21 protein-coding genes are annotated in these 22,003 nt (G+C 72.1%); 10 read left to right on the forward strand and 11 right to left on the reverse strand.

Annotated elements, in window-relative coordinates; all coding sequences use genetic code 11:
- Positions 1-22: 22 nt before the first annotated feature.
- From CR165_RS08465 to CR165_RS08480, 4 genes are all read right to left on the reverse strand, one after another.
- Complete coding sequence (locus CR165_RS08465) at positions 23-430, reverse strand: hypothetical protein (RefSeq protein ID WP_146201857.1); 408 nt, start codon at positions 428-430, stop codon at positions 23-25.
- Between the two features lie 13 nt (positions 431-443).
- Positions 444-1,436 (reverse strand): GTP 3',8-cyclase MoaA, encoded by a 993-nt coding sequence (gene moaA / locus CR165_RS08470; protein WP_109516538.1) that lies wholly within the window; start codon positions 1,434-1,436, stop codon positions 444-446.
- Positions 1,437-1,524: 88 nt separating this feature from the next.
- Positions 1,525-2,280 carry a sulfite exporter TauE/SafE family protein gene (locus tag CR165_RS08475; RefSeq protein ID WP_245906265.1) on the reverse strand — a complete coding sequence of 252 codons (756 nt, stop codon included), beginning with the start codon at positions 2,278-2,280 and terminating at the stop codon, positions 1,525-1,527.
- Positions 2,277-2,453 (reverse strand): DUF3553 domain-containing protein, encoded by a 177-nt coding sequence (locus tag CR165_RS08480; protein ID WP_109516539.1) that lies wholly within the window; start codon positions 2,451-2,453, stop codon positions 2,277-2,279. The genes CR165_RS08475 and CR165_RS08480 overlap by 4 nt, the downstream gene beginning before the upstream one ends.
- Positions 2,454-2,533: 80 nt before the next feature.
- Between CR165_RS08480 and CR165_RS08485 the strand changes: the two genes are divergently transcribed.
- The 6 genes from CR165_RS08485 to CR165_RS08510 all read left to right on the forward strand — a co-directional run bounded on the left by CR165_RS08485 (position 2,534) and on the right by CR165_RS08510 (position 8,915).
- Positions 2,534-3,124 carry a histidine phosphotransferase family protein gene (locus CR165_RS08485; protein ID WP_181378060.1) on the forward strand — a complete coding sequence of 197 codons (591 nt, stop codon included), beginning with the start codon at positions 2,534-2,536 and terminating at the stop codon, positions 3,122-3,124.
- A gap of 72 nt (positions 3,125-3,196) precedes the next feature.
- On the forward strand, positions 3,197-5,833 hold the full coding sequence (locus CR165_RS08490) for a hybrid sensor histidine kinase/response regulator (RefSeq protein WP_109516541.1): 2,637 nt from the start codon (positions 3,197-3,199) through the stop codon (positions 5,831-5,833).
- A 25-nt stretch (positions 5,834-5,858) separates the two neighbouring features.
- The gene (locus CR165_RS08495; protein ID WP_245906268.1) at positions 5,859-6,329 is read left to right on the forward strand and encodes a chemotaxis protein CheW; all 471 of its coding nucleotides are present in this window, start codon (positions 5,859-5,861) and stop codon (positions 6,327-6,329) included.
- 14 nt (positions 6,330-6,343) lie between these two features.
- Positions 6,344-6,736, forward strand: coding sequence for a response regulator (locus CR165_RS08500; RefSeq protein WP_109516543.1), 393 nt, complete (start codon positions 6,344-6,346; stop codon positions 6,734-6,736).
- A 47-nt stretch (positions 6,737-6,783) separates the two neighbouring features.
- On the forward strand, positions 6,784-8,103 hold the full coding sequence (gene cheB, locus CR165_RS08505) for a chemotaxis-specific protein-glutamate methyltransferase CheB (protein WP_109516544.1): 1,320 nt from the start codon (positions 6,784-6,786) through the stop codon (positions 8,101-8,103).
- Positions 8,100-8,915 carry a CheR family methyltransferase gene (locus tag CR165_RS08510; protein WP_109516545.1) on the forward strand — a complete coding sequence of 272 codons (816 nt, stop codon included), beginning with the start codon at positions 8,100-8,102 and terminating at the stop codon, positions 8,913-8,915. Before cheB ends, CR165_RS08510 begins: the two co-directional genes overlap by 4 nt.
- Before the next feature lie 45 nt (positions 8,916-8,960).
- Here CR165_RS08510 and ctrA read toward each other — a convergent pair whose 3' ends face one another.
- The 4 genes from ctrA to CR165_RS08525 all read right to left on the reverse strand — a co-directional run bounded on the left by ctrA (position 8,961) and on the right by CR165_RS08525 (position 12,601).
- Entirely contained in the window at positions 8,961-9,725 is a 765-nt protein-coding gene (gene ctrA, locus CR165_RS08515) for a response regulator transcription factor CtrA (protein WP_109516546.1), read from the reverse strand.
- Between the two features lie 242 nt (positions 9,726-9,967).
- The gene (locus CR165_RS24440; RefSeq protein ID WP_146201858.1) at positions 9,968-10,078 is read right to left on the reverse strand and encodes a DUF2474 family protein; all 111 of its coding nucleotides are present in this window, start codon (positions 10,076-10,078) and stop codon (positions 9,968-9,970) included.
- Complete coding sequence (gene cydB, locus CR165_RS08520) at positions 10,078-11,142, reverse strand: cytochrome d ubiquinol oxidase subunit II (RefSeq protein WP_109516547.1); 1,065 nt, start codon at positions 11,140-11,142, stop codon at positions 10,078-10,080. Before cydB ends, CR165_RS24440 begins: the two co-directional genes overlap by 1 nt.
- Positions 11,143-11,155: 13 nt before the next feature.
- The gene (locus CR165_RS08525) at positions 11,156-12,601 is read right to left on the reverse strand and encodes a cytochrome ubiquinol oxidase subunit I (protein ID WP_109516548.1); all 1,446 of its coding nucleotides are present in this window, start codon (positions 12,599-12,601) and stop codon (positions 11,156-11,158) included.
- A 150-nt stretch (positions 12,602-12,751) separates the two neighbouring features.
- Here CR165_RS08525 and CR165_RS08530 point away from each other — a divergent pair, with 150 nt between their 5' ends.
- The 4 genes from CR165_RS08530 to CR165_RS08545 all read left to right on the forward strand — a co-directional run bounded on the left by CR165_RS08530 (position 12,752) and on the right by CR165_RS08545 (position 18,233).
- Positions 12,752-13,534 carry an SDR family NAD(P)-dependent oxidoreductase gene (locus tag CR165_RS08530; RefSeq protein WP_219929709.1) on the forward strand — a complete coding sequence of 261 codons (783 nt, stop codon included), beginning with the start codon at positions 12,752-12,754 and terminating at the stop codon, positions 13,532-13,534.
- Positions 13,535-13,695: 161 nt separating this feature from the next.
- Positions 13,696-14,982 carry a histidinol dehydrogenase gene (hisD, locus tag CR165_RS08535; RefSeq protein ID WP_109516549.1) on the forward strand — a complete coding sequence of 429 codons (1,287 nt, stop codon included), beginning with the start codon at positions 13,696-13,698 and terminating at the stop codon, positions 14,980-14,982.
- A gap of 61 nt (positions 14,983-15,043) precedes the next feature.
- Positions 15,044-16,021 carry a LacI family DNA-binding transcriptional regulator gene (locus CR165_RS08540; protein WP_181378061.1) on the forward strand — a complete coding sequence of 326 codons (978 nt, stop codon included), beginning with the start codon at positions 15,044-15,046 and terminating at the stop codon, positions 16,019-16,021.
- 115 nt (positions 16,022-16,136) lie between these two features.
- The gene (locus CR165_RS08545) at positions 16,137-18,233 is read left to right on the forward strand and encodes a methyl-accepting chemotaxis protein (protein ID WP_109516551.1); all 2,097 of its coding nucleotides are present in this window, start codon (positions 16,137-16,139) and stop codon (positions 18,231-18,233) included.
- A gap of 40 nt (positions 18,234-18,273) precedes the next feature.
- Here CR165_RS08545 and CR165_RS08550 read toward each other — a convergent pair whose 3' ends face one another.
- The 3 genes from CR165_RS08550 to CR165_RS24445 form a co-directional block, all read right to left on the reverse strand.
- Complete coding sequence (locus tag CR165_RS08550; RefSeq protein ID WP_219929710.1) at positions 18,274-19,659, reverse strand: GntP family permease; 1,386 nt, start codon at positions 19,657-19,659, stop codon at positions 18,274-18,276.
- A 270-nt stretch (positions 19,660-19,929) separates the two neighbouring features.
- On the reverse strand, positions 19,930-20,871 hold the full coding sequence (locus CR165_RS08555; protein WP_109516552.1) for a 3-hydroxyacyl-CoA dehydrogenase: 942 nt from the start codon (positions 20,869-20,871) through the stop codon (positions 19,930-19,932).
- The gene (locus tag CR165_RS24445) at positions 20,856-21,953 is read right to left on the reverse strand and encodes a LacI family DNA-binding transcriptional regulator (RefSeq protein WP_181378062.1); all 1,098 of its coding nucleotides are present in this window, start codon (positions 21,951-21,953) and stop codon (positions 20,856-20,858) included. Before CR165_RS24445 ends, CR165_RS08555 begins: the two co-directional genes overlap by 16 nt.
- Positions 21,954-22,003: the final 50 nt, after the last annotated feature.

The following is a 22,003-nucleotide window of genomic DNA, read 5'->3' on the forward strand; positions in this document are numbered from 1 at the left end:
CCGCCCCGGCCCTTCCTCCGTCCTACCGTTGCCGCGGCCAGTCCAGCTTCGGCTCGGCGCGCGCCGGGCCACGGCCGCGCCCGTCGGGGTAGGCGGCCGGCGGCGGCACCGGCGGCACGATGCGCGGCGCGGCGTCGCGCTGCGCCGGCGTGCGGGCGGCCAGCCCCGGCGGCTCCGCCCAGTCGTCGCTGGCGGCGGCGGCGGCGCGGCGCGCCAGGGCAGGGTCCTGCAGCCGCAGCGCCAGCTCGCGGATCTCGTGCTGGATCTCGTCGAGCTGCACCTCCAGCGCCTCCAGCCGCGGCTTCACGCCGAACACGCTGAAGGGCATCAGCAGGAAGGCGGCGGCGCAGAGCAGGCCCAGCGCCAGCAGCAGCAGCCCCGTCCATTCTGGGAAGCCGGGCAGGGACAGCGCCGTGATCAGGGTGCGCATCTCCTCCATGGGGTCAGCCGCCCGTCACGCTCATGTGGCGCCCGACCGCCGGGCGGTTCTGCCGGCGGTCGATGACGAAGTCATGCCCCTTCGGCTTGCGGGCGATGGCGGCCTCGATGGCCTCGCGCAGCCCGGCCTCGTCCACCGCCGGGTCGCGCAGCACGGCGCGCAAATCGGCCGCGTCCTCCTGGCCCAGGCACATGTAGAGCGTGCCGGTGCAGGTGAGCCGCACGCGGTTGCAGCTCTCGCAGAAATTGTGCGTCATCGGCGTGATGAAGCCGAGGCGCTGGCCGGTCTCGCGGATCGTCATGTAGCGGGCGGGGCCGCCGGTGGCGTAGTCGGTCTCCTCCAGCGTCCAGGTCTCGCGCAGGCGGCGGCGGACCACGGAGAGGGGCAGGTACTGGTCCGTCCGGTCCTCGTTGATCTCGCCGAGCGGCATGGTCTCGATCAGGGTGAGGTCGAAGCCGTGCTCGCCGCACCAGGCGATCATGCGGTCGAACTCGTCCTCGTTGACGCCCTTCATGGCGACCGCGTTGATCTTGACGGCGAGGCCCGCGGCCTTGGCGGCGAAGATGCCGTCCAGCGTCTTCTCGATCTCGCCCCAGCGGGTCAGCGCCTTGAAGCGGCCCGGGTCGAGCGAGTCGAGCGAGACGTTGATGCGCCGGACGCCGGCGGCATACAGACCCTCGGCGTGCTTGGTGAGCTGGGTGCCGTTGGTGGTGAGGGTCAGCTCCTTCAAACCCCGCGGCCCGATGCGCTCGCCGAGGGAGCGCACCAGCCGCATCACGTCGCGCCGCACCAGCGGCTCGCCGCCGGTCAGGCGGATGCGCTCGACGCCGAGGCCGATGAAGGCGCCGCACAAGCGGTCCAGCTCCTCCAGCGAGAGGATCTGGGCCTTGGGGAGGAAGGTCATGTCCTCCGCCATGCAGTAGACGCAGCGCAGGTCGCACCGGTCGGTGACGGAAACGCGCAGGTAGCTGATCCGCCGTCCGAACGGATCGATCATGCGGGCAACTCCCTTGCTCGGCGGTGAACGGTGCAACGTCCATTTGGGCCGGCGCCCCCCACCGGTGCAAGCCCCTGCCGTGGCTGCTTCAGCCGAGCAGGGCGAATCCGCCGGCCCCCATCAGCGCCAGCAGCGCCAGCCGCCGGTACCAGGCCACCGGCAGGACATGGAACATCCGGGCGCCGACCGGCACGGCCAGCAGCAGCACCGGCAGCATCAGCCCCGTCATGATCAGCACGGGCAGGCCGACCAGCCCGCCCCAGAGCGGCGGGATGACGGCGACGATGCCGATCAGGCCGAAATAGAGGATGAGGTTGGCGCGGTGCTGGGCCACCGCCTCGGGCCCCGAGAGCAGGTAGAGGATGACCGGCGGGCCGGACATGCCGGTGGCGCCCTTCATCAGCCCCGAGACGGTGCCGATGGCGAGGTTCAGCCCCAGCGGCCGCCGCCCGTGGTAGCGCCAGGGGGACATCAGCAGCAGGCCGAACACCAGCACCAGCAGCCCGATGGCGCGGCGCAGCGTGGCGCCATCGGCCACGAACAGGATGTAGGCGCCGAAGGGCGTGGCCAGGACGGCGGCGCCGCCGAGCGAGAAGATGACGCGCCGGTTGGCCAGGGCGATGGCCTTGGGCAGCAGGTAGGCGGAGACGAACAGCTCCATCAGCAGCATCACCGGCACGCCGACCTTCGGCCCCCACAGGGTGGAATAGACCGGCGCCAGCAAGATGGCGGTGCCGAAGCCGGAATAGCCGCGCATCAGCCCGGCGATGAGGGTGGCCAGCACCGCCACCCCCACCTCCCACGCGCCGAGCAGGCCGGCCGCCTGCTGCCAGGCGCCGCTCACGGTGCCTCGTCCACGGGCTCCAGCGCCACCTGCGCGGCGTTGATCAGCAGCTTCCCGGCATGCTCGAAATTCACCGTCACGCGGTCGCCGACGACGGACTGGACCTGGCCGATGCCCCAGTCGGGGCGGTCGGGGTGGCGGACATGCATGCCCGGCTCGAGCGGATTGAACATGACGCCAGGGTGGCCGCCGGAAGGCTTACGGGCTAGGCTGCCATGCAATCACGGATTCGTGAACGGGCCGGAGAATGGCGATGGAAGGCGGAACGAGCCTGGCGCAGGATCTCTGCGCCCGGCTGTGCCACGACATGGTGGGGCCGCTCGGCACCGTCGGCGCGGCGCTGGACCTCCTGGGCGAGGAGCCGGAGGCGCCGGCCCTGGCGCAGGATGCGGCGGCGGAGCTGCGGCGGCGGCTGAAGTTCTGGCGCGCCGCCTGCGGCGCCGGCACCGGGCCGCTGGCGGTGTCCGGGCTGACGGCGCTGCTGGAGGGCATGCTGGCGGGCGGGCGGGCGCGGCTGGTGGCGGAGGCGATGCCGGCCGAGCGCGTGCTGGCCGCCCCGGTGGCGCCGCTGCTGCTGCTCGGCGCGCTGCTGGTGGGCGAGGCGCTGCCGCGCGGCGGCACGGTGACGCTGGCCCCGCAGGGCGAGGGCTTCGTGCTGCGGCCGGAGGGTGCCATGCGCGCCTGGCCCGCGGCGCTGCCGGCCCTGCTGCGTGGCGAGGCGGTGGAGGGGGCCCGCGCCGCCCCCGCGCTGCTGCTGCTGCGCCTGGCCGCTGCCGCCGGCTGGCGGGTGGCGCTGGCGCCCGAGTCGGAGCCGGACGCCCTGCGAATCGCCCCCGGAGGCTGAAGGCACCACATTTACCTTTCCTTCGCCATCCGGCCCCCAGGCTGAGCCGAACCCAGCCTGTCGGGGACCGTGATGGACGATCTTCTCGCCGACTTTCTGACTGAAACGAATGAAGGGCTGGCCGCGCTCGATGTCGCGCTGCTGAAGCTCGAGAAGGCCCCGGACGACCGGCAGACGCTGTCGGAGATCTTCCGCAACGTCCACACGATCAAGGGCACCTGCGGCTTTCTCGGCCTCTCGCGGCTGGAGAAGGTGGCGCATGCCGCCGAGAACGTGCTGGGCAAGTACCGCGAAGGCTCGCTCAAGGTGACGCCGGCCGGCATCACCCTGATCCTCTCGGCGCTGGACTGCCTCAAGGGCATCGTCTCCGGCCTGGAGAACACCGGCAGCGAGCCGGTGGGCGATGACACCGCGCTGATTGCCTCGCTCGACGCCGCCTGGCGTGGCGAGATGCCGGCGGCGGCCGAGCCGGAGATGCCCAGCTTCGGCGACGAGAAGCCAGCCGAGGCCCCGCCCGCCCCCGAGGCGGTGGCCGAGCCGGTTGCCGCGCCGCCGCCAGCGGTGGTCGCTCCGCCGCCCGCGCCGCCCAGCATCAGCCGGGGCGGCGAGCATGACGGGGAGGGCGGCGGTGGCGGCGGCGGCGGCGGCGGTGGCCCGATCACGCCGGCGCAGACCATCCGCGTCTCGGTCGACGTGCTGGAAGACCTGATGACGCTGGTCAGCGAGCTGGTGCTGACCCGCAACCAGCTCCTCCAGCTCGTCCGCGCCCGCAGCGACGCGGCGCTCACCGTGCCGCTGCAGCGCCTCTCCCACATCACCTCCGAATTGCAGGAGGGGGTGATGAAGACCCGCATGCAGCCGATCGGCAATGCCTGGCAGAAGCTGCCGCGCATCGTCCGCGACCTGGCCAACGAGCTGGGCAAGAAGATCGAGCTGGTGATGAAGGGCGCCGAGACGGAGCTCGACCGCCAGGTGCTCGAGCTGATCAAGGACCCGCTGACGCACATGGTGCGCAACAGCGGCGACCATGGCCTCGAGAACCCCGAGCAGCGCCGCGCCGCCGGCAAGCCGGAGGTGGGGCGCATCCTGCTCAACGCCTATCACGAGGGCGGCCACATCATCATCGAGATCGGCGATGACGGGCGCGGCCTGGCGGTGGACAAGATCAAGGCCAAGGTGGTGGGCCAGGGCCTGGCCACCGAGGCCGAGGTCGCCAGCATGAGCGAGCGGGAGATCCAGCACTTCATCTTCCGCGCCGGCTTCTCCACCGCCGCCGCCATCACCTCCGTCTCCGGCCGCGGCGTCGGCATGGATGTGGTGAAGACCAATGTCGAGAAGATCGGCGGCACGATCGACCTGCGCTCGACCGAGGGCAAGGGCACGACCTTCTTCATCAAGATCCCGCTGACGCTGGCGATCGTCTCGGCGCTGATCGTCGAGGCGGGGGGCGAGCGCTTCGCCATCCCGCAGATCGGCGTGGTGGAGCTGGTGCGCGCGGGCGGCAGCGCCGAGGGCGCGCAGATCGAGCGCATCCACGACACGCCGGTGATGCGGCTGCGCGACCGGCTGCTGCCGCTGGTCTCGCTCTCCCGCCTGCTGCAGCTGGAACACGCGGCGGATGAGGGGCGGCGGGATGCGGGCTTCGTCGTCGTCACCCAGGTCGGCGCCAACGTGTTCGGCATCATCGTCGACAAGGTGTTCGACACCGAGGAGATCGTGGTCAAGCCGGTGGCGCCGATCCTGCGCCACGTCACGATGTTCAGCGGCAACACCATCCTGGGCGATGGCAGCGTCATCATGATCCTCGACCCGAACGGCATCGCCCGCGCCACCGGCGTCGGCGCCGACGGGCCGAGCGAGGATGCCTCGCGCGGGCCGGAGGGGATGCGCGGCCACCGCTCCAGCGAGCGGACGGCGCTGCTGCTGTTCCGCGCGGGGGACGACACGCCGAAGGCGGTGCCGCTCGGCCTCGTGGCGCGGCTGGAGGACCTGCCGGGCGAGAGCATCGAGCATTCGGGCGGCAAGACGCTGGTGCAGTACCGCGGCAAGCTGATGCCGCTGGTGGCCATGTCCGGCGGCTGGATGCCGCCCGAGCCGGGCAAGCGCCAGGCGGTGCTGGTGTTCAACGACCGCGACCGCGCCATGGGCCTGATGGTCGACACCATCCTCGACGTGGTGGAGGAGCATCTGCTGATCGAGGGCGCCAGCGAGCAGCCGGGCTTCCTCGGCAGCGCCGTGATCTGCGGCAAGGTGACGGATGTGATCGACTGCGCCTGGTGGCTGCACCAGGCGGGGGACGACTGGTTCCGCGGCACCGCGCCGGCCGCCGCGCGCAAGCGTGTGCTGCTGGTGGAGGACAGCGCCTTCTTCCGCCACCTGCTGGTGCCCGGCCTGACCGCCGCCGGCTACGACGTGACGGCGGTGGACACCGGCCTGCAGGCGCTGCAGCTGCGCGAGCAGGGGGCGCCCTTCGACATCATCGTCTCCGACATCGAGATGCCGGACCTGGACGGCATCGGCCTGGCGCGGGCGGTGCGGGAATCCGGCACATGGCAGTCCCTGCCGATGATCGCGCTCAGCGGGCGGGTCGAGGCCGAGCAGGTGCGGCGCGCGCGCGAGGCGGGCTTCAACGAATATGTGGGCAAATCGGAGCGTGAGGCGCTTTTGGCCGCATTGAGCGAATGCCTCGCCACGCCGGTCATCAGCTGAGGAGCGGAAGGTCATGCAGACGCAAATGCCCCCGAGCACGCAACGCGCCGTTGCCGCGGTGACAGAGAGCGCCGCCGCGATGTTCCTGACCCTGACGGTGGCGGGGCAGCTCTGCGGAGTGCCGGTGCTGGCGGTGCGGGACATCCTGGCGGCTCAGGCCATCACGCGGGTGCCGCTGGCGCCGCGCGAGGTGGCCGGCAGCCTGAACCTGCGCGGCCGCATCGTGACCGCGATCGACCTGCGCCGGCGGCTGGGCCTGCCGCCGCGCGAGGCGGGGGCGCCGCCGCCGATGAGCGTGGTGGTGGAGCAGAGCGGCGAGCTCTACAGCCTGCTCTCGGATTCGGTGGGCGAGGTTCTGGCGCTGCCCGAGGAGGGGTTCGCTGCCAATCCGCCGACGCTCGACCCGCTCTGGCGGGATGTGTCGCGCGGGGTCCACAAGGAGGATGAGCGCCTGCTCATCGTGCTCGATGTGGACCGCATCCTGGCGATCGGCTGAAAGGGAGACGATCAATGAACGAGGCCGTGAACTGCCTGGTGGTGGATGACAGCCGCGTGGTCCGCAAGGCCGCACGCCGCATCCTGGAGCGCCATGGCTTCCAGGTGCGCGAGGCGGAGGACGGGCAGAAGGCGCTCGAGGCCTGCCGCGAGAGCCTGCCCCGGCTGGTGATGCTGGACTGGAACATGCCGGTGATGAACGGGCTGGAATTCCTCAAGGCCGCCCGCGCCGAGTTCGGCCCGGACGAGCCGGTGATCATGCTCTGCACCACCGAGAGCGAGTTCGACCGCATCGTCACCGCGCTGAGCGCGGGGGCGCAGGAATACATCATGAAGCCTTTCGACGATGAGATCGTGACGGGCAAGCTGGTGCAGCTGGGCTTCCTGCCGGAGGACGCCGAGCTGTGAGAAGCCTGCCGCCCAGCGGGGCGGCGGGCAACCGGAGGGTCCGGGTGATGCTGTGCGACGACAGCACGACCGTGCGCTCGGCCTATGCCCGCCTCCTTGAGGCCGACCCGGACCTGCAGCTCGTCGGCAGTGTCGGCAACGGGCAGCAGGCGATCGATGCCCTGATGGGCCTGCCGCGCGAGGCACGCCCGCATGTCATGCTGCTGGATCTGGAGATGCCGGTGATGGACGGCATGACGGCGCTGCCCCTGCTGCTGAAGACGCACCCCAACCTGGCGGTGATCGTCTCCAGCGCACAGAACGAGAGCGGCGCCGCGGCGGCCATGGCGGCGATGCGCGCCGGCGCGGCCGACTACGTGCCGAAGCCGAGCGCCGCCAATGGCGGCATGAACGATGCCAACTTCCGGGCCGACCTGGTGGCCAAGGTGAAGGGGTGGGCCCGCATGCGCGGGTTTGTCCCCGGGCCGGCTCAGCCGGCGCCGGGCGCCGCCGCCGCGCCGCCGCTGGTGACACCACCGCCGGCCGCGCCGTCCGCGGCCCAGCCCACGGTGCCCCTGCCGGCGCCTTCCGTGTCGGCGCCTTTCGTGTCGGCGCCCTCCATGTCGGCGCCATCCATGCCGGCGGCCTCGGCGCCGCTGCCCGTGCCGCCCGCGCGGGCGGCCGCGCCGCAGCCTAGCCAGCCCCTGCCTGCGGCGCCGGCCCCGCCCGGCGCTTCGCTTCTCTCCGGCCCGGTGGTTCTGCGGCCGATGCCTGCGGTGGTGCCGAAGCCGCGGCTGCTGGCCATCGGCTCCTCCACCGGCGGGCCGCAGGCCCTGGCGGCCTTCGTGCGGCGGCTCAGCACGCCCCTGCCGGTGCCGGTGGTGGTGGTGCAGCACATGCCGGCGGGGTTCACCGCCATGCTGGCCGACCATCTCGGCCGGCTGGGCGGCCCGCCGGCGGCGGAGGCGAAGGATGGCGAGGCGCTGCGCCCCGGCCGCCTCTATGTGGCGCCCGGCGACCGCCACCTGGTGCTGGAGGGGGGCGGCGGCGGCTTGGTGGCGCGGTTGAACACGGACCCGCCGGAGAATTTCTGCCGCCCCGCCGTGGACCCGATGCTGCGCAGCGCCGTCGCGGCCTGCGAGGGGCGGGTGCTGGCGGTGATACTCACCGGCATGGGCCAGGACGGCATGCTGGGCTGCAAGGCGGTGGCGGCCGCCGGAGGGCTGGTCCTGGCGCAGGACGAGGCCTCCAGCGTGGTCTGGGGCATGCCCGGCGCGGTGGCGAAGGCCGGGCTGGCGCAGTTCCTCGCCCCGCCCGAGCAACTGGCCGACAAGGCCTTGGCGCATATTGGAAAGGCGGGCCACGGCCCGGCCGGAGGAATGGCATGAACACGGAAAGCTTCGCCGCGATCGCGGGGCTGGTGAAGACACGGTCCGGGATCGTGCTGACACCGGACAAGGCCTATATGCTGGAGACCCGCCTGGCGCCGATCCTGAAGCAGGAGAACCTCGCCTCCCTGGATGCGCTGGCGATGCGCCTGCGCGATCCGCGGGCGGAGATCCTGGCGCGCGCCGTGACCGAGGCGCTGACGACGAACGAAAGCAGCTTCTTCCGCGACGGCAAGCCTTTCGACCATCTGCGGCGGCTGCTGCCGAAGCTGCGCGCGGCGCGGCCGGCCACGCACAAGATCCGCATCTGGTCGGCGGCCTGCTCGACGGGGCAGGAGGCCTATTCGGTGGCCATCATCCTGCGCGATCTGGGGATCCAAAACGCCGAGATCTATGGCAGCGACCTGTCGCGCGAGGTGGTGGAGCGGGCGCGGGAGGGCAGCTTCACCCAGTTCGAGGTGCAGCGCGGCCTGCCGGTGCAGATGCTGGTGAAGTACTTCAAGCAGGAGGGCAGCAAGTGGCGCGTCGCGCCCGAGCTGCGCGCCATGACCCGCTTCGAGGAGCGCAACCTGCTGGCGGACCACCGGCCCCTGGGGCGCTTCGACGTGATCTTCTGCCGCAACGTGCTGATCTATTTCGACCCGCCCACCAAGGGGAAGGTGATGAACGCGCTGGCCGCCCAGCTGGCGCCGGATGGCGTGCTCTATCTCGGTGGCGCGGAGACGGTGCTGGGCCTGACGGACCGGCTGGTGGCGGTGACTGGCGAGCGGGGTGTCTACGCGCTGGCCGGAGCGGTCAGTGCCGCGAGCTGACAGGTCGGGCCGGGGGCTGTGCCCCCGGCCCCCTGGGGCCATGCCTCAAGCCGGCACCGCGGAGCGCGGCTGGGCGGTGGCCTGGGCCGCGGCGGCTGGCTGCGGCAGCTCCGGCATCGGGAAGCGGGCGCCCATGCCGAGCGGGTCGCGCAGCACATAGCCACGGCCCCAGACGGTGCCGATCAGCTCGCCCGCGCCGGCCTGCGCCAGCTTCTTGCGCAGCTTGCAGATGAAGACGTCGATGATCTTGGCTTCCGGCTCGTCGATGCCGCCATAGAGATGGTTCAGGAACACCTCCTTGGTGAGCACCAGGCCCTTGCGCAGGGTCAGCAGCTCCAGAATGGCGTATTCCTTGCCCGTCAGGTGCACCTCGCGGTCGTTCACGCGCACCTCGCGGGAGCCGAGGTTCAGCGTCAGCGGCCCGATGGAGAGGGTGGGCTGGCTGAAGCCCTTGGCGCGGCGGATGATGGCCTGGATGCGCGCCATCAGCTCCTGCTGGTCGAAGGGCTTGGTGATGAAGTCGTCGGCGCCCATGCCGAAGGCCTTCACCTTGGCCTGGGGGCGGGACAGGCCGGAGAGGATCAGCACCGGTGTCTCCACCCGGTTGCCGCGCAGCCGGCGGACCACCTCGTAGCCCTCCATGTCCGGCAGCATGATGTCCAGGATCACGATGTCATAGTCGTAGAGGGAGGCCAGTTCGAGCGCTTCCTCGCCGGTGCCGGCGATGTCCGCGATCATGGAGGAGGCCTTCAGCATCATGGCGATGCCGCGGGCGGTGGTCAGATCGTCCTCAACCAAAAGCACACGCATCGTTTGGTTCTCCACAATCTATGCGTGCATTCTTACCATTTCCGTCAGGCTGAGGAAGAGGTTTTTCATCTTTGAGACGTATCAAGAACAAGAATGAACTAAAAAAATAGAGAATCCGGCGACGCGGCTTGCGCCTCCGGCATGGAATTTTTCGTTAAGATGTTGACTTAAATCGGGTTAAGCGAAGAGGCAGGCCTGCTGCCCCTCCATCCGGCCAATCTCAACCCTTGCGTGGGTTCGGCCTAGCCCTGTCCCAGCGCCCACCGGATCAGCAGCGCCACGGTGCTGAGCGCCGCGACGCCTGCAACCCAGAGTAGCACGAACCAGCCGAGGCGGCGCAGCAGGGGGGGCATCAGTGGTAGCCCGCCCCCACGCGCACCTTGCCGCGGAACAGCCAGTACACATAGGCGGTGTAGGCCAGGATGATGGGGATCAGCACCGAGGCGCCCACCAGCAGGAACATCTGCGAGGCCGGCGAGGCCGCCGCGTCCCAGATGCTGACCGAGGGCGGCACGATGTTCGGCCAGAGGCTGATGCCGAGCCCGGTGTAGGAGAGGAAGAACCAGCCCAGCACGTAGAGGAAGGGGGCGCCGTCCCGCCAGCGGAAGCCGCGCCCCGTGGGGTCGTGCGGGGCCTCGGCCTCGCGCGCCTCGGTGGCGGGGATGGCGCGGAAGAAGCGCCAGGCGAACACCGCCACCAGGATCGGCACGGGGGCGGCGTAGAGCATCCAGGGCAGGGTCAGCCAGCGCTCGCGGAAATAGGGCTGCAGGAAGGGCATGATCAGGCTGATGAGGAGGATGCAGCCCAGGGTGCCGATGCCGAGCCGCCGCGCATGGTGGCGCGCCTTGCTGGCGATATCCCCTTCCGTGCGCCAGATCAGCCAGCAGGCGCCGAGCAGCCCGTAGCCCACCAGCAGGGCGAAGCCGGTGAGCAGCGAGAAGGGGGTCAGCCAGTCCCACCAGCCGCCGGCATAGGCGCGGTCCCGCACCTCGATGCCCTGCACCAGCGCGCCGAGGGCGATGCCCTGGCAGAAGCCGGCCACGTAGCTGCCCCAGCAGAAGGCGCGGTCCCACCAGAGCTGGGCGCGGGCATTGTGCGCCTTGAACCGCATCTCGAAGGAGACGCCGCGGAAGATCAGCGCCAGCAGCATCAGGATCAGCGGCATGTAGAGGGCGGGGAAGATGGTGGCATAGGCCAGCGGGAACACGGCGTAGAGCCCGGCGCCCCCCAGCACCAGCCAGGTCTCGTTGCCGTCCCACATCGGCGCCACCGAGTTCACCATCACGTCGCGCTCGTCCTTTTCCGTGAACCAGGGGAAGAGGATGCCGAGGCCGAGGTCGAAGCCGTCCATCACCACGTAGAGGAACACGGCGGTGGCGATCAGGACGGCCCAGATCAGGGGCAGGTGCTGTTCCATCGGGCGTCCCTCCTCAATGCCGCTTCGGCGAGTCGCCGAGGGCGCTGCCATGCGGGCCGGCGTGGTGCATGGCCGGCCCCGGGGTGATGCCGCTGGTGCGGATCGGCTGTGTCTCCTCCGGGCCTTCCTCGGCCACGTGCGGCGGCTGGCCGAACAGCCGGAACAGGAACCAGACGCCCGCCCCGAAGACGATGAAATACACCACGATGAAGGCCAGGAGCGACGCGCCCACCGCCGGCGCCGCCAGCGGCGAGACGCTGTCGGCGGTGCGCAGCAGGCCATAGACGGTGTAGGGCTGCCGCCCCGCCTCGGTGGTGATCCAGCCCGCCGTCACCGCCACCAGCCCCGCCGGGCCCATGACGAGGGCCGCGCGGAGGAACCAGCGCGTGTCGTAGAGGCGGCCGCGCCAGCGCAGGCCGAGGGAGAGCAGGCCGAGCGTCGCCATGGCGGTGCCCAGCCCCACCATCACGCGGAAGGCCCAGAACACCAGGGGCACGTTGGTCGGCCGCTCCTCCGGCGGCACGTCCTTCAGCCCGGGCGTCTCGCCATCCCATTCATGCGTCAGGATCAGCCCGGAGAGGCGCGGGATCTCCAGCAGCACATGCGTCTCCTCCGCCGCCATGTCCGGCTGGCCGAGCAGGATCAGCGGCGCGCCGCGCTGCCGCTCCCAGTGGCCCTCCATGGCGGCCACCTTCTGCGGCTGGTGTTCCAGCGTGTTCAGCCCGTGGAAGTCGCCCAGCACGATCTGCATCGGCGCCACGATGGCCGCCATCCACATCGCCATGGAGAACATGGTGCGGGTGCGCTCGTTGCGGCTGTCGCGCAGCAGGTGGAAGGCGGCGACGCCGCCGACGATGAAGGCCGTGGTCAGGTAGGCGCCGGTGACGGTGTGGGCGAAGCGGAAGGGGAAGGAGGGGTTGAAGACGATCGCCCACCAATCCTCCGGCATGAAGCGGCCATCGGGCAGGATGCTGTGGCCGGCCGGCGTGTGCATCCAGCTGTTGGCCGAGAGGATCCAGAAGGCCGAGATCAGCGTGCCGATGGCGACGAGGCAGGTGGCGGCGAAGTGCAGCTTCTTGCCCACCCGCTCCAGCCCGAACAGCATGATGCCGAGGAAGCCCGCCTCCAGGAAGAAGGCGGTCAGCACCTCGTAGCCCATCACCGGCCCCAGCACGTTGCCGGTGCGGTCGGCGAAGACCGACCAGTTGGTGCCGATCTGGTAGGACATCACCACGCCCGACACCACGCCCATGGCGAAGGCGATGGCGAAGACCTTCAGCCAGTAGCGGAACACGTCCAGGTAGACGGCGCGCCCCGTGGAGAGCCACAGCGCCTCCAGCACCGCCAGGAAGCTGGCCAGGCCGATGGTGAAGGCCGGGAACAGGAAATGGAAGGTGATGGTGAAGGCGAACTGGAAGCGCGCCAGGTCCAGCGCGCTGGGCAGCCAATCCAACGCCATGCGGGGTTCTCCGTGCTGTTGCGGGCCTTCGCCTGGCCACGGTCCTGGTCGCGACGCAGTTTGCCCCTGCGGAGGGCCGGGAGCTAGGTAACGTCGATCACAGCCTCGCGTTCCCACATGCGCGGGGCGGAACGAAGGAGACGCGCCACCATGCACGCCACCCCCCTGATGAGCCTGCCCCGCACGCCCTCCCTGCGGCTGGACGGGCGCCGCGCCCTGGTCACCGGCGCCGGGCGCGGCATCGGCCTGGCCGCCGCCGCCGCCCTGGCCGAGGCCGGGGCGCATGTGGCGCTGGTGGCGCGCAGCGGCGACGAGATCGGCGCCGCGGCCGAGGCCATCCGCGCCGCCGGCGGCAGCGCCGAGGCGCTGGCGCTCGACGTCGCCCGTCCCGAGGCCCTGCAGGCCGTGCTGGCCGAGCGGGACGCCTTTGACATCCTGGTGAACAACGCCGGCACCAACCGCCCCGCCCCCTTCCTGGAGGTGACGCCGGAGGATTTCGACGCGGTGATGGCGCTGAACCTGCGCGCCGCCTTCTTCGTCGCCCAGGCGGTGGCGAAGCGTCTGGTGGCGGCCGGCAAGCCCGGCTCCATCATCCAGCTCTCCTCGCAGATGGGCCATGTCGGCGGGCCGCGCCGCAGCGTCTACTGCGCCAGCAAGCACGCCATGGAGGGCATGACCAAGGCCATGGCCATCGAGCTCGGCCCGCACCGCATCCGCGTCAACACCCTCTGCCCCACCTTCATCGAGACGCCGCTGACCCGGCCCTTCTTCGAGGAGGCCAGCTTCCGCGACTGGGTGCTCTCCAAGATCAAGCTCGGCCGCGTCGGCCAGGTGGAGGATCTGATGGGCGCCGTGCTGTTCCTCGCCTCCGACGCCTCCGCCATGATGACCGGCAGCGCCCTGATGGTCGATGGCGGCTGGACCGCCGAATGATCCTGTTCGCTGCCGGTCAGGGTGGGGAAGGGAGGGCGGCACTCCGGCCGGCGGAGAGGTTGAGGGCGGGCTGACGGAGGGTGTTGCATCCGGATGCATGGCGGCGCTTGCATCCGGATGCAAACGTCGCCACTCTTCCGGGCAGCCGAAGGAGGACCGCCATGATCCGCTACCTGAAGAAGGGCGCCGAAGCCGCCGAGACCGCCGAGTACGACCGCAAGGTTCGGCAGACCGTCGAGGGCATCCTCGCCGATGTCGAGGCCCGCGGCGACGCGGCGGTGCGCGAGCTCTCGGAGAAATTCGACAAGTGGTCGCCGGAGAGCTTCCGCCTCTCCCAGGAGCAGATCCAGGCGCTGATCGACAGCCTGCCGGCGCAGGTGATCGAGGACATCAAGTTCGCCCAGGCGCAGATCCGCCGCTTCGCCGAGGTGCAGCGCGCCTCGATGCAGGATGTCGAGGTCGAGACCCTGCCGGGCGTGACGCTGGGCCACAAGCACATCCCCGTCGAGAGCGTCGGCTGCTACATCCCCGGCGGCCGCTACCCGATGGTGGCTTCCGCCCACATGTCGGTGCTGACGGCCAAGGTGGCCGGCGTGCCGCGCGTCATCGCCTGCACGCCGCCGCTGAACGGCCAGCCGCCGGCCGCCACCGTCGCCGCCATGGCGATGGCCGGCGCCGACGAGATCTACCTGCTGGGCGGCATCCAGGCCGTCGCGGCGATGGGGATCGGCACCGAGACGATCAAGCCGGTGGACATGCTGGTCGGGCCCGGCAACGCCTTCGTCGCCGAGGCCAAGCGCCAGCTTTATGGCCGCGTCGGCATCGACCTCTTCGCCGGCCCCACCGAGACGCTGATCATCGCCGACGACACCGCCGATGTGGAGATCTGCGCCACCGACCTGCTGGGCCAGGCCGAGCACGGCCCGACCTCGCCCGCCGTGCTGCTCACCACCTCCCGGAAGATCGCCGAGGGCATCGAGGCCGAGGTGCAGCGCCAGCTCGCCGTGCTGCCCACCGCCGACATCGCCTCCGTGGCGTGGCGCGACCATGGCCAGGTCATCCTCTGCGACACGGATGAGGAGATGCTGCAGGTGGCGGATGACATCGCCTCCGAGCATGTGCAGGTGATGACCGCCAACCCGCGCTGGTTCCGCGACCACATGCGCAACTACGGCGCCCTGTTCCTGGGCAAGGAGACCAATGTCGCCTATGGGGACAAGGTGATCGGCACCAACCACACCCTGCCCACCAAGAAGGCCGCGCGCTACACGGGCGGCCTCTGGGTCGGCAAGTTCATCAAGACCTGCACCTGGCAGGAGGTGAAGCCGGAGGCTTCCGCCATGGTCGGCGAATACTGCTCGCGGCTCTGCGCCATCGAGAACTTCGCTGGCCACAAGGAGCAGGCGGATCTCCGCGTGCGGCGCTATGGCGGCAAGAACGCCGCCTGACGATCCGGGCGGGGAGGCTTCCCCGCCACGCCCCGCCGCGCCCTCCCTGGGGATGGGCGCGGTGACGGCGCGGGAGCTCGCGCGGCAGCTTGGCGTGTCGCAATCCATGGTCTCGCGCGCCTTCAGCCCCGGCGCCTCCATCGCGCCGGAGATGCGCGCCCGCGTCCTGGCGGCGGCCGAGGCGCTGGGCTACCGGCCCAACATCATCGCCGCCTCGCTCTCCCGCCGGCGCAGCAGCATCGTCGGCCTCGTCATGGGCGAGCTGGCCAACCCCTTCTACCCGGTGGTGCTGGAGCAGCTCTCCCAGGCGCTGCAGGCGGCGGGCTTCCAGACGCTGCTGTTCACCGTGCCGCCGGGGCAGGAGGCCGATGCCGCCCTGCCCATGCTGCGGCAGTACCATGTGGACGCGGTGGTGGTGACCTCGGCCAGCCTCTCCTCGGCCGGCGCCGCGCACTGGCTGGGCGATGGCCGCGCCGCCGTGCTGTTCAACCGCGCCGCCGCCGGCGACACGCCGCTCGACAGCATCGCCTGCGACAATGTGGCGGGCGGACGCATGGCGGCCGAGGCGCTGCTGCGGCGCGGCCGGCGCCGCCCCGCCTTCGTCGCCGGCCGCGCCGACACCTCCACCAGCCGCGAGCGCGAGGAAGGCTTCTTCGCCGCCTTCGCCGAGCGCGGCCTGCCGCCGCCGCTGCGCGTGGAAGCCGGCGGCTACAGCTATGGCGCCGGCCACCGCGCCGCGCTGGGGCTGGGCGAGGCGGACGGGCTGTTCTTCGCCAACGACATCCTGGCCCTGGGCGGGCTGGACGCGCTGCGCCATGTGCTCGGCCGGCGCGTGCCGCGCGATGTCTCCGTCATCGGCTTCGACGACATCCCGATGGCCGCCTGGCCGGCCTACGACCTCGCCACGCTGCGCCAGCCCGTGGCGGAGATGGTGGCGGCGACGGTGACGCTGCTGCGCGCCCGCCTCTCCGGCGCCGAGGGCGGCGCCGCCTACAGCGAGCGGCTGCCGGCCGTGCTGGTCGAGCGCGGCTCGCTCTGAGCCGGGCCGCCGCGCGAGAGGCGCAGCCCGCTCCATAAAGAAGCAAGCTTTTTGGCGCAGAGCAGGCCCCGGCCCTGCGCAGCTTGCAGGGCGGCACGAGTTCGGGGGCCGATGCATGCTGAACCGCCTTACCCTCCGCCCCATCCTCTACGGGGCCATCCTCCTGCTGGCGGCGCTGGCGCTGCTGCAGGCCGCCTCCGGCGCCTTCCAGGCCCTGCAGCAGCGGCAGACCGCGGATGCCGCGCTGGAGGCCAACGCCACCGCCGACCTGCTGCTGAGCGCGGCGGGCGCCTGGGCGGCGGAGCGGGGCGGCACGGCGATGGCGCTGGGGGCCGAGGCGCCGGCCAGCGCCGAGCGGCGGGCGGCGCTGGAAGCGCAGCGCAGCGCCGCCGACGGCGCCATGGCGCAGGCCGCCACCCGGCTGCGGGCGGGTGGCCGGGCCGCGGAGCAGGGCATGGCCCGCGCGCTCGCCGCCGCCACCGCCGCGCAGGCGGAGGTGGCGGCGCTGCGGCGGCGGGCCGATGCTGCGCTGTCCCAGCCGCGCGCGGCGCGCGACGCGGCGCTGCCGGCGCAGTGGTGGGAGGGCATGCGGGCGCTGATCGAGACCTCGCAATCGCTGCGGCTGGCGCAGCACGCCTCGGGCGGCACCACGGAGGCCCGGCTGGCGGAGCTGCAGAGCCTGAAGCACTTCATCTGGCTCGCCACCGAGTTCCTGGGGCGCGAGCGCGGCATCGTCGCCGGCCTGCTGGCCCGCGGCGCCCCCATCTCCCTGGCGCAGCTGGAGCTGCTGGCCACCCATCGCGGCCAGGTGGAGACCGCCTGGGCGATGATCGAGGCCGAGCTGGAGAGCGGCGGGCCGCGGACCGTGCAGGCCGCCGCCGCCGTGCGGGAGCGCCTGTTCGGCGCCTTCGGCCAGCTTCGCCGGGCGGTCTATGCCGCCGGCACCGGCGGCCAGCCCTACCCCGTCTCCGGGGAGCAGTGGTGGCAGGAGGCCACCGGGCTGATCGAGCAGCTGCGGGGGCTCAGCATGGCGGCCGGCGCGGAGGCGGAGGCCCTGGCCCGGGAGGCTTCCGGCGCGGCGCTGGCCGGCTTCATCCTCTATGCCTGCGGGCTGGGGCTGGCGGCGGGGATCGGCCTCGGGGCTTGGCTGATGGTCTCCCGCCGCGTGCTGCGCCCCCTGCTGGCGATCACCGTGGCGATGCGGCGGCTGGCGGAGCGGGATTTCGGCATCGCCATCCCGGGGCAGGGGCGGCGGGACGAGATCGGCGCCATGGCGGCCGCCGTCCAGGTGTTCCGCCACAGCATGATCGAGGGCGAGCGCCTGGCCGCCGCCCAGCGCGCCGAGCAGGAGGAGAAGGCCACCCGCGCCGCGCGGGTGGAGCGGCTGGCCCAGGGCTTCGAGCGCGATGCCGGGCAGCTCGTGGAGATGCTGGCCGCCGCCGCCACGCAGCTGCAGGCCACCGCCCAGGCCATGCGCCAGGGCGCCGCGCAGGCGGATGAGGGGGCGGGTGCCGCGGCCGCCTCGGCGGCGGAGGCCAGCGGCAACGTGCAGACGGTGGCGGCGGCGGCGGAGGAGCTTGCCACCTCGGTGGCCGAGATCGCCCGCCAGGTGGAGCGCTCCACCACCGTCTCGGCCCGCGCCGCGGAGGATGCGCAGCGCACGGATGCGACGGTGCGCGCCCTCTCCGCCGCCGCCCAGCGCATCGGCGACGTGGTGGGGCTGATCAGCAGCATCGCCGGGCAGACCAACCTTCTGGCGCTCAATGCCACGATCGAGGCGGCCCGCGCCGGGGAGGCGGGCAAGGGCTTCGCCGTGGTCGCCTCCGAGGTGAAGAACCTGGCCAGCCAGACCGCCAAGGCCACCGAGGAGATCGCGGCGCAGATCGGCCAGATCCAGCAGGTGACGCAGGAGGCGGTGCAGGCCATCCAGGGCATCGCCGGAACCATCGGCGAGGTGAACCAGATCGCCGGCGCCATCGCCGCCGCCGTCGAGGAGCAGGGGGTGGCGACGCGGGAGATCGCCCGCAACGTGGCGCAGGCCGCCAGCGGCACGCAGGATGTCACGCGGCACGTGGTGGATGTCTCGCAGCGTGTGGGCGAGACGGGCGGCGCGGCGCAGGATGTGCTGGCCGCCGCCGGGGAGCTGTCCCGCCAGTCCGAGACGCTGGGCCTCCAGGTCGGCACCTTCCTGCGCGGCATCAAGGCCGCCTGAGGCCGCGGGAAGAGGCGCGCGCCCTTCCCGCGGCGGCCTGTCAGAACGCCCCGAACATGGTGCCGAGCACGATGACCGTGATCAGTGCCGCCACCGGGATCAGCAGGTTCACCACGAAGATGTCCCCGTAGGAGGATTTGTGGGTGAGGCCGGTGATGGTGAGCAGCGAGATCACCGCGCCGTTGTGCGGCAGCGAGTCGAAGCCGCCCGAGGAGATGGTGGCGATGCGGTGCAGCAGCTCGGGGCTGATGCCCAGCGCGTTGGCCCGCTCCAGATAGGTGGCGCCCAGCGTGTCGAGCGCGATGGACAGGCCGCCCGAGGCGGAGCCGGTGATGCCGGCTAGCGCGTTCACCGCGATGGCGAGCGAGATGGTGGGGGTGTCCGGCGCGATGCCCACCACGAAGTCCCGCACCAGCACGAAGGCGGCCAGCGAGGCGATGACGGCGCCGTAGCCCACCTCGCTCGCCGTGTTGAAGATGGGCAGCATGGAGCCCATCGTGCCCTCGTTCAGCGTCTTCTGCGCGTCGCGCAGGTGGCGGCGCTGCAGCACCAGCACGGTGAGGATGGCGCCCACCAGCGCCACGATCAGCGCCCAGGTGCCGATGACGGCGCTGGGCGAGACGTTGCCATAGACCTGCTGCGCCAGGTAGCCGAGGTCGAGGCGCGGGAACACCACCAGCGAGAACAGCGCGTTCAGCCCGATCACCACGACGATGGGCAGCATGGCGAGGGCGAAGCCGGGGCGCGCGCCATCCTCGAACTGCGGCAGGTTCTCCTGGTGGTCGCCATAGCCCTCGCCGGCGGCCTGGGCGCGGCGGGCGCGCAGCTGCAGCCATGCGAGGCCGCCGAACAGCATGATGCAGCCGGCGATGATGCCGAGGCCGGGGGCGGCGAAGGTGGTGGTGCCGAAGAAGCGCGTCGGGATGGCGTTCTGGATCGCCGGCGTGCCTGGGAAGGCCGTCATGGTGAAGGTGAAGGAGCCGAGCGCGATGGCCGCCGCGATCAGCCGCTTGGGCACCTGCGCCTCGCGGAACAGCGCCGCCGCGATCGGGTAGATGGCGAAGGCCACCACGAAGAGCGAGACGCCGCCATAGGTCAGCACGCCGCAGGCGAGCGTCACGGCGGCGATGGCGTGCCTGGCCCCCAGCTTCCGCACGATGGTGTGCGCGATGGTGGTGGAGGAGCCGCTGTCGGCCATCAGCTTCCCGAAGATCGCGCCCAGCAGGAAGATGGGGAAGAACAGCACGACGTAGCGGCCGAGGCTGGTCATGAAGACCTGGGTGTAGGTGGCCAGCAGCGGCCCGCCCTGCGCCATCAGCACGGCGAAGGCGGCCATGATGGGGGCGAGGTAGAGCACGCTGTAGCCGCGATAGGCGAAGTACATCAGCCCGGCGAGCGAGAGGATGATGGCAAGGGTGCCGATCAAGGGGTGGTTCCTTCCTGGACGAGAGGCTGCCCGGCCCGGGCCGGGGGAGGGGCGGCACGGCCGGCACGAGGTGGCCGGCCGCGCGGAGGGTTCTTCGAATTGCGCCCGTGGGCGCCGCGCACCGGCCATGCGCGCCGATGCGTCACGCGGGCCACGGCCGCTGCGGCGTCACGCGGGCCGCGCGCGGCAGCATCGCTCAGGCTGCGCGCGCAGATGCGTCGCTCAAGCTGTGCGTGCAGATGCGTCGCTCCGGCCGCGCGCGCAGATGCGTCACTCCGGCTGCGCGCGCAGGTGCGCGACGAGCGCCATCAGCCGGCGGTTGCGCCAGTCGGTGCGCGCCTGCAGCCGGTCGGCCGGCAGGGCCTGGCGCAGCTCCGCCTCGGCGGCCTTGATCGCCCCGGCCGACCAGGGCTGCGGGTCGCGGCGGGAGAGGGCGATGCTGTGGTAGAGCGGCGCGAGGCGCGCCGAGTAGTCGGCGATGCCGCCCGGCGCGTTCAGGTCGATGGTCTCGAACGGCCCCATGAAGGCCCAGCGCAGGCCGAGCCCCTGGCTCACCGTGCGGTCGATGTCGGCGGCCGAGGCGAGGCCCGCCTCGTAGAGCGCCCAGGCCTCGTTCAGCAGCGCGCCCTGCAGGCGGTTGAGGATGAAGCCTTCCACCTCGCCCTTCACCTCGATCGGCGCCTGGCCCCAGCCTTCCATGGCGGCGCGCAGCACCGGCAGGATGGCGGGGTCGGTCCAGGGGGCCGGCACCAGTTCCACCAGCGGGATCAGGTGCGGCGGGTTCACCGGGTGGGCGACGAGGAAGCGCTCCCGCTTCGGCAGCCCCGCCGTGAAGGCCGAGGCCGGGATGCCGGAGGAGGAGGAGCCGACGATGGCATCCGCCCGCATCGCCGCGTCGATATCGGCGCAGGCGGCCTGCTTCACCTCGACCCGCTCCAGCACGGATTCCTGGATGTAGTCGGCCTCGCCCACCGCGTCGGCCAGCGTGGCGCAGACGGTGATGCGCGCCAGCACCGGCTCCACCGCCTCGACCAGCCCGGCGCCGTGCATGTCCTCCAGCATGGTGCGCAGCCGCGCCAGGGCGCCGGCGCGGATGGTCTCGCTGGCGTCGAACAGGCGGACGCGGGCGCCGCCGCGGGCGAAGACCAGCGCCCAGCCGGAGCCGACCAGCCCGGCGCCGACCACGGCGACGGTGTTCAGGACATGCTGCATGAGGTTTCCTTCTCGGGATGGGTGTCGCGGAGGGCGGCGGGAACCAGGGCGGGGGTGCTGCCGCGCGCCACCAGCGTGCCGGGCAGGCGCAGCAGCGGGCGCGGCAGGGGCTCGCCCCGGCCGAGGCGGCCGATCCAGTCCAGCGCGGTGTCGAGCATCGCCTCCACCGGCTGGCGCAGCGTCGTCAGGTCGTGCGCCGGCCAGGCGGCCATCGGGATGTCGTCGAAGCCCGCGATGGCGAGGTCGCGCGGCACGCGCAGGCCGAAGCGCCCGCGCGCCGCCTCCTGAAAGCCGATGGCCAGGATGTCGCTGGCGCAGAACACCGCCTGCGGCCGGTCCGGGCCGGCGAGCAGGGCCTGCGCCGCGGCCTGCCCGGCGGCGTAGGTGAAGGCGCCGGCCACGCCCTCGCCAGGCCATTCCAGCGGCGGCGGCACGCCGCGCGCGGCGCAGCGGCCGAGGAAGCCGGCGCGCCGCTCGGCATGGGTGGAGGCATCGGCGCGGCCGCCGACGAAGGCCAGCCGCGTGGCGCCGCGGTCGATCAGGTGGTCGGCCAGGGCCGCGCCGCCCTGCGCGTTGTCGCAGACGATGGCGGCCGCCTCCGGGTCGGAGGGGTGGCGGTTGAGGAACAGCAGCGGCGTGCCGGCCTCGCGGCAGGCTCGGCTGGCGGCGCTGCTGAGGGTGGTGGCCAGCACGATGGCGCATTCCGGCTGGTAGGAGAGCAGCAGCCGCAGCGCCGCCGCCTCCGAAGCCGCCGCCGCGCCCTCCGGCTCGGTCATCACCAGCATCGTGTTGTAGCCGGCGCCCTGCAGCCGGCTGGTGAGCCGCTCCAGCGCCGCCGGGTAGAAGGGGTTGGCGAGGTCGGACACCACCACGCCGACGATGCGGGTGCGCCGCGTGATCATGCCGCGCGCCAGGGCGTTCGGGTGGTAGCCCAGCTCCTCGGCGCGGCGCAGCACGAGGGCGCGCGTCTCGGCGGCGATGGCGCCGCCGGGGTGGAAGGCCCGCGCCACGGTGGCGACCGACATGCCCAGGCCCCGGGCCAGGTCCTTGATGGTGATGCGGTGCGTGCGGCTAGGCGGCATGGCCCGCCCCATGCGCCGCTGTCGCGCTCTCGCGCATGCGTTTCCTCCTG

Origin of the sequence: Teichococcus aestuarii (genome assembly GCF_003116135.1) — a bacterium.
Taxonomy (GTDB): domain Bacteria; phylum Pseudomonadota; class Alphaproteobacteria; order Acetobacterales; family Acetobacteraceae; genus Pseudoroseomonas; species Pseudoroseomonas aestuarii.

What these genes read in the sequence shown, in the direction of transcription:
- CR165_RS08525 (WP_109516548.1), bottom strand. Translation starts at nt 12,601, where the DNA reads ATGGCGTTGGATTGGCTGCCCAGCGCGCTGGACCTGGCGCGCTTCCAG.
- CR165_RS08530 (WP_219929709.1), top strand. Translation starts at nt 12,752, where the DNA reads ATGCACGCCACCCCCCTGATGAGCCTGCCCCGCACGCCCTCCCTGCGG.
- moaA (WP_109516538.1), bottom strand. Translation starts at nt 1,436, where the DNA reads ATGATCGATCCGTTCGGACGGCGGATCAGCTACCTGCGCGTTTCCGTC.
- cheB (WP_109516544.1), top strand. Translation starts at nt 6,784, where the DNA reads ATGCTGTGCGACGACAGCACGACCGTGCGCTCGGCCTATGCCCGCCTC.
- cydB (WP_109516547.1), bottom strand. Translation starts at nt 11,142, where the DNA reads ATGGAACAGCACCTGCCCCTGATCTGGGCCGTCCTGATCGCCACCGCC.
- ctrA (WP_109516546.1), bottom strand. Translation starts at nt 9,725, where the DNA reads ATGCGTGTGCTTTTGGTTGAGGACGATCTGACCACCGCCCGCGGCATC.
- CR165_RS08510 (WP_109516545.1), top strand. Translation starts at nt 8,100, where the DNA reads ATGAACACGGAAAGCTTCGCCGCGATCGCGGGGCTGGTGAAGACACGG.
- CR165_RS08545 (WP_109516551.1), top strand. Translation starts at nt 16,137, where the DNA reads ATGCTGAACCGCCTTACCCTCCGCCCCATCCTCTACGGGGCCATCCTC.
- CR165_RS08490 (WP_109516541.1), top strand. Translation starts at nt 3,197, where the DNA reads ATGGACGATCTTCTCGCCGACTTTCTGACTGAAACGAATGAAGGGCTG.
- CR165_RS24445 (WP_181378062.1), bottom strand. Translation starts at nt 21,953, where the DNA reads ATGCCGCCTAGCCGCACGCACCGCATCACCATCAAGGACCTGGCCCGG.
- CR165_RS24440 (WP_146201858.1), bottom strand. Translation starts at nt 10,078, where the DNA reads ATGCCCCCCCTGCTGCGCCGCCTCGGCTGGTTCGTGCTACTCTGGGTT.
- hisD (WP_109516549.1), top strand. Translation starts at nt 13,696, where the DNA reads ATGATCCGCTACCTGAAGAAGGGCGCCGAAGCCGCCGAGACCGCCGAG.
- CR165_RS08480 (WP_109516539.1), bottom strand. Translation starts at nt 2,453, where the DNA reads ATGTTCAATCCGCTCGAGCCGGGCATGCATGTCCGCCACCCCGACCGC.
- CR165_RS08555 (WP_109516552.1), bottom strand. Translation starts at nt 20,871, where the DNA reads ATGCAGCATGTCCTGAACACCGTCGCCGTGGTCGGCGCCGGGCTGGTC.
- CR165_RS08500 (WP_109516543.1), top strand. Translation starts at nt 6,344, where the DNA reads ATGAACGAGGCCGTGAACTGCCTGGTGGTGGATGACAGCCGCGTGGTC.
- CR165_RS08495 (WP_245906268.1), top strand. Translation starts at nt 5,859, where the DNA reads ATGCCCCCGAGCACGCAACGCGCCGTTGCCGCGGTGACAGAGAGCGCC.
- CR165_RS08485 (WP_181378060.1), top strand. Translation starts at nt 2,534, where the DNA reads ATGGAAGGCGGAACGAGCCTGGCGCAGGATCTCTGCGCCCGGCTGTGC.
- CR165_RS08465 (WP_146201857.1), bottom strand. Translation starts at nt 430, where the DNA reads ATGCGCACCCTGATCACGGCGCTGTCCCTGCCCGGCTTCCCAGAATGG.